The organism is Corynebacterium sp. p3-SID1056, assembly GCF_025152525.1.
Taxonomy (GTDB): Bacteria; Actinomycetota; Actinomycetes; order Mycobacteriales; family Mycobacteriaceae; genus Corynebacterium.
On record NZ_JALXXL010000006.1, the window covers coordinates 39,289 to 51,774 of the forward strand.

The 12,486-nt window shown below is 62.0% G+C and carries 12 protein-coding genes and 1 pseudogene; 5 read left to right on the forward strand and 8 right to left on the reverse strand.

Features of this window, described 5'->3' with window-relative positions; all coding sequences use genetic code 11:
- Positions 1-63: 63 nt before the first annotated feature.
- Both erm and M3G14_RS06635 read right to left on the reverse strand, forming a co-directional pair.
- On the reverse strand, positions 64-918 hold the full coding sequence (erm, locus tag M3G14_RS06630) for a 23S ribosomal RNA methyltransferase Erm (RefSeq protein ID WP_049172293.1): 855 nt from the start codon (positions 916-918) through the stop codon (positions 64-66).
- A 349-nt stretch (positions 919-1,267) separates the two neighbouring features.
- Positions 1,268-1,480, reverse strand: a complete 213-nt coding sequence (locus tag M3G14_RS06635) for a recombinase family protein (protein WP_233187660.1) — start codon at positions 1,478-1,480, stop codon at positions 1,268-1,270.
- Between the two features lie 167 nt (positions 1,481-1,647).
- On the opposite strand from M3G14_RS06635, the pseudogene M3G14_RS06640 reads away from it, so the two are divergent.
- A pseudogene (locus tag M3G14_RS06640) lies at positions 1,648-1,770 on the forward strand (IS3 family transposase); the annotation flags it as partial.
- Positions 1,771-1,903: 133 nt separating this feature from the next.
- On the opposite strand, the gene M3G14_RS06645 reads toward M3G14_RS06640, so the two are convergent.
- The 5 genes from M3G14_RS06645 to ychF form a co-directional block, all read right to left on the reverse strand.
- The gene (locus M3G14_RS06645) at positions 1,904-2,638 is read right to left on the reverse strand and encodes an ATP-binding cassette domain-containing protein (protein WP_016456434.1); all 735 of its coding nucleotides are present in this window, start codon (positions 2,636-2,638) and stop codon (positions 1,904-1,906) included.
- Entirely contained in the window at positions 2,625-4,631 is a 2,007-nt protein-coding gene (locus tag M3G14_RS06650; protein WP_259925673.1) for a hypothetical protein, read from the reverse strand. Before M3G14_RS06650 ends, M3G14_RS06645 begins: the two co-directional genes overlap by 14 nt.
- Positions 4,632-4,636: 5 nt before the next feature.
- The gene (locus M3G14_RS06655; RefSeq protein WP_259925675.1) at positions 4,637-4,921 is read right to left on the reverse strand and encodes a lactococcin 972 family bacteriocin; all 285 of its coding nucleotides are present in this window, start codon (positions 4,919-4,921) and stop codon (positions 4,637-4,639) included.
- Between the two features lie 446 nt (positions 4,922-5,367).
- Complete coding sequence (locus tag M3G14_RS06660; RefSeq protein WP_259925677.1) at positions 5,368-5,910, reverse strand: recombinase family protein; 543 nt, start codon at positions 5,908-5,910, stop codon at positions 5,368-5,370.
- A gap of 18 nt (positions 5,911-5,928) precedes the next feature.
- Positions 5,929-7,017, reverse strand: coding sequence for a redox-regulated ATPase YchF (gene ychF / locus M3G14_RS06665; protein ID WP_259925680.1), 1,089 nt, complete (start codon positions 7,015-7,017; stop codon positions 5,929-5,931).
- Between the two features lie 78 nt (positions 7,018-7,095).
- Here ychF and M3G14_RS06670 point away from each other — a divergent pair, with 78 nt between their 5' ends.
- From M3G14_RS06670 to M3G14_RS06680, 3 genes are read left to right on the forward strand one after another with little or no spacing between them, the layout of a single operon-like run.
- A complete protein-coding gene (locus M3G14_RS06670; RefSeq protein WP_396122204.1) occupies positions 7,096-8,478 on the forward strand; it encodes an AI-2E family transporter in 1,383 nt (460 codons plus the stop codon).
- A gap of 30 nt (positions 8,479-8,508) precedes the next feature.
- A complete protein-coding gene (locus M3G14_RS06675; protein ID WP_259925682.1) occupies positions 8,509-9,549 on the forward strand; it encodes a DNA recombination protein RmuC in 1,041 nt (346 codons plus the stop codon).
- An 11-nt stretch (positions 9,550-9,560) separates the two neighbouring features.
- Entirely contained in the window at positions 9,561-10,172 is a 612-nt protein-coding gene (locus tag M3G14_RS06680) for a DUF6542 domain-containing protein (protein WP_259925684.1), read from the forward strand.
- Here M3G14_RS06680 and M3G14_RS06685 read toward each other — a convergent pair.
- Entirely contained in the window at positions 10,169-11,134 is a 966-nt protein-coding gene (locus tag M3G14_RS06685) for a 4-hydroxy-3-methylbut-2-enyl diphosphate reductase (RefSeq protein ID WP_259925685.1), read from the reverse strand. The two genes, M3G14_RS06680 and M3G14_RS06685, sit on opposite strands and share 4 nt — an antisense overlap.
- 95 nt (positions 11,135-11,229) lie before the next feature.
- On the opposite strand from M3G14_RS06685, the gene xseA reads away from it, so the two are divergent.
- Positions 11,230-12,483: an exodeoxyribonuclease VII large subunit gene (xseA, locus tag M3G14_RS06690; protein ID WP_259925687.1), complete on the forward strand. Its 1,254-nt coding sequence runs from the start codon at positions 11,230-11,232 to the stop codon at positions 12,481-12,483.
- Positions 12,484-12,486 lie beyond the last annotated feature (3 nt).

The window sequence follows — 12,486 nt, forward strand, 5'->3', positions numbered from 1 at the left end:
CACGGTAGACGAACATGGGTCGTTCACTACTACTGGTGGATTTCGGTTTTGGTGGTGGGGGGATTACCGCCGCCGGCCTCGATTTTTCCGTTGAGGAGGGCGTTGACTACTTCCCGATTGTGAAATGGGCCGATGGCGCGGTGAAGAGGAACCAGTCACCTGGAAGAGATCGATCCAGTCGCTGGTGTGCAATCTGGGAGGTAGGGTTGCGGGGTCGATTCCTCGCGAGCGCAACCATGATTGTGTCTCTGAACGTGATGAAAACAACCCTGCCCTTCGGAGAATTTCCCCTATCCCGCGTCCCCGGGCGGTGAAAACGGTGTGCACCATCGCCTGAAAGGCTTTGCGTTGCTCTATCGGGATCTTCGGGTCACCCACCCGGCGGATCACTAAGATCCCCCCGTCAACGTTTGGCTGTGGCCGGAAAGCAAACCTTGGTACTCGGGAACCAAGGTGAAACGTGAACCATGGGGACCACTGAGCTGTCATCATCGTGCTTGCACCTACCCCGGCCCGGCGGCGAGCGACTTCCCACTGCATGAGGAGTACAGCGTCAGTCCATGCCGGCGCATGCAACAACTTTCGAAGAATGGCAGTGGTGAGGTGAAAGGGAATGTTTCCCACAATGACGCAGGGAGTGGCGGGTAACGGGAAGTTGAGGAAATCATCATGGACCACTTCGACCGACGCCGAGGCGGTCTTTTTTGTGAGTTTGGCAGCTAGTTTTGCGTCTACCTCAACTGCCGTTATTGCCCTCCCCAAGTGGGATATCGGGTGGGTGAGGGCACCGCTTCCTGGCCCGATCTCAATGATGGGGCCGGAGGTTTGTTTTACAAGATCGACGATGGAGTTGATGATCTTGTGGTCTGTGAGAAAATTTTGGCCATGTTCGTGACGGCCGTATCCGTATGTAGACATCAGGTGTGCTCCGTGGAGTTGAAACGGAGCCGGGCATGGCAAATGGCCGCCCGGCTAAAGGACCGGAGCGGTTTCTAACCTGCGGGAGGGAGAAAACCGCCTTAGCGGCTGGTGAGCGGCCGCATGAAAACGGAACCTGAAATCAACATGGGCCTATCGTATCCAATTAATTTCGCAGGGTCCAATACGGTGAGAAAGAAGACAACCGCACCGCAACAGTGCAAGACCTCTCTGGATTGGAATTTGTCCTACCTTCGGCTCGTCGTACAGACGCCACTGGCGTATTTTGTCTCTGGGCAACGAGGGGGAGTTACCCCCACCTCCGGATGTTTTTAAGGTGCACCCCTTATTACGCTGTGGTGCGGGAGTAGTTTTGTCCGACTGATCGGACTACCCACCGACGTGGGGCGGGTAGTTCGAGGTCCCAGCAGATGATCGCGTCGATTTCGCCGCGTTCAAAGGATGCCACCATGGCGTCGTAGTCGGGGCGAGCCACATTCTTCTTTGACGCGGAAATGGACTGATCGACGTAGTTATGTCCTATGTCCAACGTCCAAGCCACGCTGCTTTGCAATGGCTTCACAGTCCTGACGCTGCCGGTCGATGGTGAGGCCATCCACGTCAGCGTCTCGCGAGATACGAAGGTAAATAGGAGCGCGTGTTGCCAAACGCTTTTAATAAGGCCCTTAGCTAACATTGAACTTAAAACCCGACCACTTCGACATCAGTCGCCAAGAAGTCTTCCGGTGGTGCATGCGCTACAACACCCGCAGACGGCACTCCTGGTGCAACTTTCTAGCCCCCAATGACTTCGAAGCACTCACATCAGCTACGCTGACCCAAGCAGCATAGCTAACCCCCGACGTGTCTACTTTCCGGGGGTCAGGCCCGTGCTCGACAACCCCAGCGAACTCAACGCCCACGCCAGCGTCGCGGACCATGCGGCCGGGTACCGGAAGGTGGCCAAGGCCGCGGGCATCGCGATTTAATCCCGCGCAGAGCCGGAGACTGTGACCTGGCGATCATTGATGCGCAAGGTGCTGTCAGCGGCAGCAATAACTGCGGCATCGTGCGTGGCGGCCAGAACGAGTGCGCCCCCGTCCGCAGCTCGCCGCAGGAGCGCGATAACTTGGTCGCGGTTAGTGGGGTCGAGGGAGGCGGTCGGCTCGTCAGCGAACACATAAGCCGCGCCGCGGAGCAGGGCTCGGGCGATCGCCAGCCGCTGCTGCTCGCCTCCGCTGAGAATAGCTGCCGGCCCGTCGAAGGGGACATCAAGACCGACTTCGCCGAGGGAGTGCAGCAATTCTTCTTTGGAGTATTGCTTCCTGGATAGCCCGAGGGTGAGGTTATCTTCGCAGCTTAGTTCGGGAATGATTCCGTGGTCTTGGTGGATTATCGCTGCGCGTTCTCGCCAGAACCTCCGCCTCCGCTTCATCCTCCACGCGGAGGCATTCTCACCGTCTATCCGGAGGAGGCCGTCCGCCGGCGGCAGGAGCCCGGCCAAGGTGTTGAGCAGCAAAGTCTTTCCGGAACCGCTGGCTCCACAGATGGCGACAAAGCCTGGCCCGGGTAGGGAAAACGTTGCATTTTCCACGAGGGACTTCTTCACCATCCGCGTGCTGCGCCCCACAGAAAAAGTCGACTCCGCGGCGAGACAGAGATGAGAGGTGGAAATCTCCGGCGGCAGAGTGGGGGACTGATTGGGGCTAGCCAATGACATTGTGACTCCTAGGGGAGGCGGACATGTGCTGAGAAATACTGAGACGGACAAAACCGAGGTAGACGATTAAGACAAGGCAGCTTAGCGCGGTGAAGGTGTAGAGGAACGGGTTGGGAAGCAGTAGCGGAGCCAGGACGGACAATATGACGACAACTGTCAGGCTGACCAGTTGGCTTTTGAATAGTCGCCACATCGTTTTGTCCGGTGATTGCCCAGCGCTGTGGAGGAGTACCAGGAGGCGACGGTGAACTCGGAGCTGGATGCGCGCCTGGACTATCAAGGCCGCAAGCGTGGCGAGCAAAGCTCCGAGGACGCTCAGGATACTCAGCCAGAACAGCGCCGTGCTGGCTACTAGTTCGACCAGACCGCGATCGGCCGCGCGTACCGGGTACACGTAGCCTTCGAGGCCGGCAGCGGTAAGTTCTGGACCCAGTTCCGAGAAATCCGCGAAGAGCAAATTTTTACTCGAAGCTGTGGAGCTTAGGAAGTCTGCGTCGAAGCCGGATAGATCGTCCGTTTCAAGCACGTAAAAACAATCGCCGGGAACCAGTTCCCCCGACATTGTTCCACTAATGAATCCGACCGCATGATCGGCACTGACCGGACCAATTTGCGCAGACTTAAGGAGCAGGTCGCCGGATTCCTGAGCCCACAGATCCACGGAAGCTGCGAAATGCTCTTGGGCTGCGGAATAGTCGACCGAGTGGTTGTCGTCTCCGGGACGGAACTGATAATCCTGCAAATCGTGCCATTGGCGGTTAGCAAGTGCCACGGGGCAGGAGTCCGGCACACCGGTACCTTCTTTCGGCAAAGTATGGCTGAGGACAGCCCCGTGCTCCCGTTCCCAGCTGAGCGCGAAGTCGCGGAAGTTCTGCTGCACACTGGGCGGCAAGAGCTCGCCTCCTTCCACGCGGCCAGCAGGGCCGTCGAAGTTGGCTGAAAAATGCAAGGCTCCAAACTCCGCGAGAGATTTCCAGGTCTGCTGGGCCTCGGATTCCTGCTGGTAGGAGCGGAGCGCAGCCGCTGAGCTAAGACCCGCTGCTACAAAGGTCACGCAGGTAAAGACCGAAATTACTTTCAGCGCTTTTCCCGCCGCCTTCTCTGCGGGGGCACGCTGCCCCAGCAGCGCTACTGCGCGGCGCAACAATGGGGCGGTGACGGCTACGGCCAAACCGGTGGTGGCCAGGGCCAAGCCTATCCCGGCGGCGTAGAACCTGAGGAACAGGAAGGCAAAAGAATAGCTTCCTTGGCGGGCGAGGAATGTACTCGCAAGGCCAATGAGAACTAGGTGTGGGAGGATGACAAAGGCCCATTGCCGCCAATTGCCTTTTTGACTGCGGTGCCCTCCATTTATTGTGCGCAGCGCTGCCAATCTAAGACCGGAAACCCGAAGAACAAATACCAGGGCAAAAAGGGAAACGACAAATAGAAACAGGATCGCCACCAACGCGGGCAGGCGGAATACGACCGATTGGATAAGGTGAAGGAACTGCGTCTTTTCGCTTAGCCTGAGCCCGTCATTCCTGGCCGATTCGTAGAAGTGGTTCGCATTGCCACCCGTTGCTTTGGGAACCAAGACGTAGTCACCGTGGTAATCCAGCGACCCAAACTCACTGGCCGCTTGGCTCAAGGCATCCGGCCGGTTGAGCCGGGGAATGCGTTCCGGTGCTGGATAATTTTGCTCCAGCGGGATGAAAACCTCGTGGGAAGTCCCGCTTGCGTCATCGGTGCCAGTCAGCCGGTAGATGGAGTAGCCGTTCTGCTCGGCCAATGAAACCAGTGAGTTACGGATTACCGTCGGTGCGTAGTCTGACTCAAGTTCCTCCGCGAGTGGAGTCTTAGGCTCGACGTAGTCAAGACTAAAGGTTGATTCGACCCCTAAGGACAAGGGCTTGGTGGAGTCAACTAGGGCTGTCAGCAGCCACCCAGTAGTCGCGATGACTGCAGCAAGAAGTAGGCTCAAAAGCCCAAGTACTAGGGGTCGAATGCGCATGAGTTCTAGTAGAAGTTGTAGTAGTAGCTGTCCTTAGTGCCCGGCAAATTCGTTGCCCAAAGCTCGGCGATCGACTTCTGGCCGCCGCGGGTGTTGATGCTTCGTTGCGTTCTGCCGTTGACGGTCACAGTCGAAGTATGGCACCGATTCACGGTGAAATAAGAACGCGCCTTAGCGTTCCAGAATCCGTACTCCCAGGTACCGCCACCTGCAGGGTAGCGAACTTTCCGGCCGACAGATGCCCAGTAGGTTGTGAAGGCTGGTGCTGCCTCGCCGAGTAGCTCGGCCATCACACCGGAAGCAAAGCCTCCCTTGGCGCCGTGGTCTTGGAATTCTTCTGCGGAAGCAACGGCTGAGTTAGATACGGAAACGCTCAGAGCAGAGGCAATCAGCAGCGCTGCAAACTGCCGAGTGCGCTTTTTTGGGGGTCATAACAGTCTCCTTTGAGAGAGGAAATGAGGCGGGATTGCCTCAAAAGGGAGACTACCCTAAGTGAATAAAAATGGGAATAGAACCAGTTTTCTGATTATATTGGTACTTTTCACAGGCCTTAGGCTCGGGAGGGCGGTGGTTGTCCTTGGTCCGCTATGTCTTGGATTCACCCCGTACGGAGTGGGGTTGCCCGCAACACGCCCTTTCGTCCTTGCTCTCTTCTGACGTCATCCTCGCCAACGTCAGCTGTGCGAAACTCCTGCCTAGTTTCGCACGCCGCAAGCGCACGGTGTCGTGCGCTTGCTTAGGCCGCCCCTAAGGCAGCTTCGGATGGGATGATCTCGCCGGTGGAGGTGTAGCCGATCGGGCGCACACCGCCGGAGTACCAGCGGCCCTGCTCGGCGCGCTGCTGTTGCGCACGGGATTGGCGCATGCTTTTGCGTTCGATCTCGCCGCGCGCCACGGCTGCTTTGATACGCGCGTACGTTCTGCCGCCGTCGGTGGCAAGGTCAGCATCACCGTTCGCGGTGACGAGTTTCAGCCCCTGCTCTTCCGCCCTGTCGATCCACTCTTCGAGCTGCGCGGGCTGTCGTGTGAGGCGGTCGAGGTCCCAGCAAATGATCGCGTCGATCTCGCCGCGCTCAAAAGACGCCACCATCGCGTCGTAGTCGGGACGGTCCACGTCCTTCTTTGATGCAGAGATCGATTGATCGACGTAGGTATGCACGACGTCCCAGCCGCGTTGCTCGGCGAGGGCTTCGCAGTCCTGACGCTGCCGGTCGATGGCGAGGCCGTCCATGGCAGCATCTAACGAGATACGGAGGTAAATAGCAGCGCGTGTAGTCATACGCTATTCATAGCGCATTTAGGTTACATTGAAACGAAACTCCACGACGTCGCCGTCAACCATGACGTAGTCCTTGCCCTCCTGGCGCACCTTGCCGTGGGCGCGGGCCTCGGCCATGGAACCGAGCTCGTCCAGGTCCTCGAAGGCGACGATTTCGGCCTTGATGAAGCCCTTCTCAAAGTCCGAGTGGATCACGCCGGCGGCCTGCGGGGCGGTATCGCCCTTGTGGATCGTCCAGGCACGCGCCTCCTTCGGGCCTGCGGTGAGGTAGGTCTGCAGGCCGAGGGTGTCAAAGCCGGCCTTGGCCAGGGTCTGCAGGCCCGGCTCGTCCTGGCCGACGGCGGCAAGGAGTTCGGCCGCGTCCTCGTCGTCAAGCTCGAGCAGCTCGGTCTCGGTCTGCGCATCGAGGAAGACCGCGTCGGCGGGGGCGACGAGCTCGCGGAGTTCCTGCTTGCGCGCGTCGTCGGTAAGCACGTCCTCGTCGGAGTTGAACACGTAGAGGAACGGCTTGGCCGTCATCAGGTGCAGGTGGTGGAGCAGCTCGAGGTCGATATCGCCGGTCTTGGAGGCGGCGAACAGCGTGCGGTCGTCCTCCAGCACGGCCTGGGCTTTCTTGGCCTCCTCGGCTTGCGCGGCGATGTCCTTATTCTTGCGGCCGTCCTTCTCCAGGCGCGGCAGGGCCTTCTCGATGGTCTGCAGGTCCGCGAGGATCAGCTCCGTGTTGATCACGCTGATGTCGCTGGCGGGGTCGATCTGGCCGTCGACGTGGATCACGTTGTCGTCGCTAAACGCGCGCACGACCTGGCAGATCGCGTCCGCCTCGCGGATGTTGGCCAAAAAGGCGTTGCCCATGCCTTCGCCCTCGGAGGCACCCTTGACGATGCCGGCGATGTCCACGAACGACACCGTCGCGGGCAGGATCCGCTCGGATTTGAAGATCTCCGCCAACCGGTCCAGGCGCGGGTCCGGCAGCTCGACCAGGCCCACGTTGGGCTCAATGGTGGCAAAGGGGTAGTTCGCGGCAAGCACCTCGTTGCGCGTCAGGGCGTTAAACAGGGTTGACTTGCCAACGTTGGGCAGTCCGACGATTCCAAGTGTAAGGCTCACGTCGGCCAATACTAGCCCACACGAGCACCCACCCCGACACGCAGGGGGTGCGAGCATTACGGCGTCGAGTGGGGCACAATGGTGCGAGTGAGTACCAGCAAGGCAACGACTGATAAGTCCCCCACCACCCCGAATCGTTCCGATCGCGTGGATCGCGGTGTGGTGATCAATTCGTGGGTCAAGGGCGCCTCGATGCTCACGCTGCGCCTGCTCATTATCGCGGTCTTCCTTTTCGCCCTGGGCCGGCTCATCGGCGCGTTTTGGGCTGGGGTGTTGCCGATCGTGCTGGCGCTGATTATCTGCACGGTGCTGGTACCTATCGCCTCCTGGATGCGTGCCAAAGGCGTGCCCTCCGGGCTGGCGGCGCTGATCACTTTGCTCGGCTTCTTCGGGCTGATCACCACACTCGCGCTGATGATCGCGCCCGATATCGTGGCGCACTCGCGCATCCTGTACCTGCAGGCCCTCGAGGGTATTCAGCGGATGCAGCTGTGGCTACAGGGCCCGCCGCTGAACATGAACCCGGATGACCTCAGCGAAGCGATCAACGAGGTCGCCCAGTGGATGCAGAACCAGGCAGGCGCGATCGCCGGCGGCGTCTTTTCCGGCCTAGGTACGGCCGCGGGGCTCATGGTCTCGCTGATGGTAGTGCTGGTCCTGACCTTCTTCTTCCTCAAAGACGGCCACCGCTTCCTGCCGTGGGTCCGCTCGGCCACCGGCGGCCGCAGCGGCCTGCACGCTACCGAGCTGCTCACCCGCGCGTGGGAAACGCTCAGCGGATTCATTCTCGCCCAGGCGGTCGTCTCGCTTGTCGACGCCGTGTTTATCGGCCTCGGCATCCACTTCGTCGGCGTACCCATGGCCTTTACCCTCGCGGTCATCACATTCATGGCCGGGTTCATCCCGATCGTCGGCGCGGTCACCGCCGGCGCGCTCGCAGTGCTCGTCGCGCTCGTCTCGCTCGGCTTTACCGAGGCACTCATCGTGCTCGCCATCGTCATCGCCGTGCAGCAGCTCGAGGGCAACGTCCTCTCCCCCATGCTGCAGTCGCGCGCAATGAACTTGCACCCGGTCATCGTCCTGGTATCCGTGACGATCGGCGGCGGCATCTTCGGCCTGGTCGGCGCCTTCCTCGCTGTGCCGGCCGCAGCAATGATCGCCGTGTGCTACCGCTACCTTCTGGACATTCTGCGCATCCACTCCGGCGAGAAGGCCGCCGATGACATCGACTTTGTCACCGAAGAGGGCCGCACCATCGCGGAGATCGAGGAGCGCGAGTCCGTCTTCGAGCGCCGCGAGTGGCGCAAGGAGCGCCAGTGGAGCACCCCACCCGAGGTGGAAGAGTGGGAGGAAGAGGAAGAGGGCTCCACCAGCTGGAAGAAGCTTATCGACGCCCGCGAGCACCCCACATTCGCCAGAATGTTCGGAAAAAACGAGGAAGCCACCGCTCAGGACGACTAGCTGTCCGGCGGGTGTGTTTAACTCGTCACCATGTCTACCGCCACCGCATTCCTCGTTCTCGCCACCGGCTTACTGTTCGGGTTTATCGCGGGCCTCTTCGTCGGCATGAACTGGCTCAAGCGCAACACCCCGGCACCGGCGCCACCTACTGACCTCGCGCCCGTTGCCCGCGCGCTCGCGCAGCTGCAGGACCAGCTCGACGACATGGACAAGGAACAAGCGGTCGGCCGCAACGCGCTCGCCAGCCAGGTGCAGGCCATCGGGCGTACCTCCGCTCGCCTGGGGGACCGCACCGACCAGCTCATCGGCGCGCTGCGCAGCCCGCAGGTCCGAGGCCGCTGGGGCGAAATCCAACTCCAGCGCGTCGTCGAGCTCGGCGGCATGGTCGAGCACGTCGACTTTGACGTACAGGCGCACATGCGCGCGACCGACCTTCCGGCTGTGCGCCCCGATATGGTCATTCGGCTCTCCCAGGAGCGCAACATCGTCGTTGACGCCAAGGTGCCGTTTTCCTCCTACTTGGACGCGCTCAATACCGAGGACCCGGAAGAGAAACAGGCCTACATGCGCAGGCACGCGCACCTTTTGCGCCGGCACGTAGACACGCTGTCGGCCAAGGCATACATCGCCGCGTTCCAGCCCACCCCGGAGTTCGTGGTCATGTTTGTGCCTGCCGATCCTTTCTTGGACGCGGGGCTTGCCCTCGACCCGGAGCTGCTGGATTACGCGCTATCCCGCGACGTGGTGATCGCCACCCCCACCACCCTGTTCGCGCTGTTGCGCACCGTCGCGCTCGGGTGGCGCCAGGACTCGCTCAACGAGAAGGCGAAGGAAGTGCAGCGCCTCGGTGCCGAGCTACATGCGCGCCTGCGCATCATGGGTGAGCACTACAACAAGGTCGGTGCCTCGCTGGACAAGGCAGTCGAGGCATACAACGCCACGCTCGCCTCCATGGATGCACGGGTAATGGTCACCGCGCGCAAACTTGAAGACTTGGAGGTGCCCACCGGGCGCCACACCGCGGCCCCACTGAAGCCTGCCACGTCGCGTCCGCGTCACAGCGCCGGGTAAACTTACTCGACGTGTCTCACGTGATCCGGAATACCAACGCCCCGTCAGCCTCCTTCGAAGGCCTGCCGACTGGCTCTGCCCTCGGCATCCTGTTCGCCGCGCTGTTTACCGGTGCGCTGCTGAGCATGTATTCCGGTGTCATCGGCTGGCCGCTTCTGGTCTGCTTCATCATCGCCACCTTGGTGGTCACGACATTGGTCAACCCAAAGGGCCTGTTCCTCACCGTCGCCAGCGCACCCATCCTGCTCTTTCTCACGGTGCTGGCCACCGGTTACGTCATCTCCCGCAACGAGCTCGCCACCGGCGGAGTATCCACTAAGGCGGCGCTTCTGGCCGTGGTGTACCCGATCACCGAGGTTTTCCCGGTCCTCGCCACCGTCACCGTCGGCGCGGTCCTCATCGCGGTGGCGCGCTACAAACTCATCGAGCGGCAAAACCGGGCGCGCACACGCACCGAGACCGCGCAGCGGCACCAGGTGGCGGAGAGCAACCGCCGCACGACGTCGCAAAGCAGAAGGGCCCGGGAGCGCTCCTCCAGCGTGTCGGTCCAGGAGCTGCTCAACCGGGCGAAAAACGAGCGCGAGCGCACCCGTAGCGGGCTGCGCGACAACCTGTACGACTAGCTCGTCGCCTTCGCGCGCGGCGCCCGCAGGTCGCGCGGCAACGCGAAGGTAATGGTCTCGACCGTGGTGGTGACTTCCTCCACGTCCGTGTAGCCGCGCTCTCCGAGGAACTTCACGACCTCGGTGACCAGGATCTCCGGCACAGACGCGCCCGAGGTCACGCCGATCGTCGTGGCATTTTCCAGCCAGGCCTCATCGATCTGCGAGGCGTAGTCCACCAGGTGCGAATCCTTCGCCCCGGCCTCGAGCGCGACCTCGACCAGGCGCTTCGAATTCGAGGAGTTCTGCGAACCCACCACGATGACCAAATCAGCCTGGCCCGCGATCTTCTTCACCGCGGCCTGGCGATTCTGGGTGGCGTAGCAGATGTCGTCGCTCGGCGGGTCCTGCAGGTGCGGGAAGCGTTCCTTGAGCTTGGCCACGATCTCCAGCGTCTCGTCCACCGACAGCGTCGTCTGCGACAGCCACACCAGCTTCTCGTCGTTGAGCGACGCCGGCAGCGCGTCCACGCCCTCGACGCCGTCGACCAGGTGCGTCACCTCAGGTGCCTCACCAGCGGTGCCCTCGACCTCCTCGTGGCCCTCGTGGCCGACAAGCAGGATGTGGTAGTCGTCACGGGCGAAGCGCTTCGCCTCGTTGTGTACCTTCGTCACCAGCGGGCACGACGCGTCCAAGGTAAGCAGGTTGCGCGACTTCGCGGATTCGCGCACCGCAGGCGAAATGCCGTGGGCGGAAAACACCAGGTGCGCCCCCTCGGGCACCTCGTCGGTTTCCTCGACGAAGATCACGCCGCGCTGTTCAAGCGTTTCCACCACGTACTTGTTGTGCACAATCTCCTTGCGCACGTAAATGGGAGCACCGTACTTTTCCAGCGCCTTTTCCACGGTTTCTACTGCGCGGTCCACCCCGGCGCAGTAGCCGCGAGGCGCAGCGAGAAGAACTTTTTTACCCTGATCAGTCATGGAACCGACAGTACCCAAAACACGTCTAAAAGAATAGGCAGCGAGCACAGCCGCTGTGTATGTTCGGCAGTAGCTTGGCACGGAAAGGAGACAACGTGACGTCGGAAAGCGACAGGCCCGCGTCGACAGCGGAAGCGCCCTGGTCAGTATCCAAACTCAACACCACGGTCAAGGGGTGGATCGAAAAGCTCGGGTGGCTCTGGGTGGAGGGCCAACTTGCGCAGATTAACGCCAAGCCGACCTGGAAACTGTCCTACCTCACCCTGCGCGATACCCAGGAGCAAGTCAGCGTACAGCTGACCGTCAATAGCGGCCTCTTGCAATCCATGCCCACGCCGCTGAAAGAGGGCGACCGCGTCGTGGTGCGCGGCAAGCCCGCTTTTTATGCCGGGCGCGGTTCCTTTTCCATGTGGGTCACCGACATTCGGCACGTCGGCGAAGGTGAGCTCCTTGCCCGCATCGAGCAGCTGCGCAAGCAGCTCGCCGCCGAGGGGCTCTTCGACCCGGCGCGCAAGAAGCCCCTGCCCTACCTCCCTACCAAGATCGGGCTGATCACCGGCAAGGCTTCTGCTGCCGAGCGCGACGTCATCTCGGTTGCGCAGGGACGCTGGCCGGCGGTGCAGTTCGCCGTGATCAACACCCCGGTCCAAGGTGCACTCGCCGTTCCTGCGGTGGTGCAGGCGCTCGAACAGCTCGACCGCGACCCGGACGTCGATGTGATCATCATCGCCCGCGGCGGCGGCTCGGTCGAGGACCTGCTGCCCTTTTCCGAAGAAGCGCTCCAGCGCGCGGTCGCGGCCGCCGCCACCCCGGTGGTCTCCGCGATTGGCCACGAGCCGGACAACCCGGTACTCGATAACGTCGCCGACGTGCGCGCGGCCACGCCGACCGACGCGGCCAAGCGCGTCGTCCCCGACGTCGCCCAGGAGCGCGCGCTCGTCGCGGAGGCCCGCGAACGCATGGCGGCGGCGCTGCGGGGCTGGGTGCAGCGCGAGCGGCAGGGCCTGGCGTCGGTGCGCTCCCGGCCGGTACTCGCGGACCCACTGTCTGCGATTACGCGACGCCGCGAAGAGGTCGACCGCGCCCGCGGCCTGATCCGCCGCGACGTCACCTACCTGCTGCAGAAAGAGCAGGCGTCCGTCGCCTCGCTGCGCGCGCAGGTGGCGGCGCTCGGCCCCTCGGCCACGCTCGCCCGCGGCTACGCAGTCGTGCAGGTGCTTCCTCGCGACGGCAGCGGGCCCGAGGTCGTCACCAGCATCGAGCAATCCCCACCCGGCTCGCAGCTGCGCATCCGCGTCGGCGACGGGTCCATTACCGCGGCCGCGATGGCCACCACACCAGCAGATTAAAAG

What these genes read in the sequence shown, in the direction of transcription:
- erm (WP_049172293.1), bottom strand. Translation starts at nt 918, where the DNA reads ATGTCTACATACGGATACGGCCGTCACGAACATGGCCAAAATTTTCTC.
- M3G14_RS06645 (WP_016456434.1), bottom strand. Translation starts at nt 2,638, where the DNA reads ATGTCATTGGCTAGCCCCAATCAGTCCCCCACTCTGCCGCCGGAGATT.
- M3G14_RS06650 (WP_259925673.1), bottom strand. Translation starts at nt 4,631, where the DNA reads ATGCGCATTCGACCCCTAGTACTTGGGCTTTTGAGCCTACTTCTTGCT.
- M3G14_RS06655 (WP_259925675.1), bottom strand. Translation starts at nt 4,921, where the DNA reads ATGGCCGAGCTACTCGGCGAGGCAGCACCAGCCTTCACAACCTACTGG.
- M3G14_RS06660 (WP_259925677.1), bottom strand. Translation starts at nt 5,910, where the DNA reads ATGACTACACGCGCTGCTATTTACCTCCGTATCTCGTTAGATGCTGCC.
- M3G14_RS06670 (WP_396122204.1), top strand. Translation starts at nt 7,096, where the DNA reads ATGGTGCGAGTGAGTACCAGCAAGGCAACGACTGATAAGTCCCCCACC.
- M3G14_RS06675 (WP_259925682.1), top strand. Translation starts at nt 8,509, where the DNA reads ATGTCTACCGCCACCGCATTCCTCGTTCTCGCCACCGGCTTACTGTTC.
- M3G14_RS06685 (WP_259925685.1), bottom strand. Translation starts at nt 11,134, where the DNA reads ATGACTGATCAGGGTAAAAAAGTTCTTCTCGCTGCGCCTCGCGGCTAC.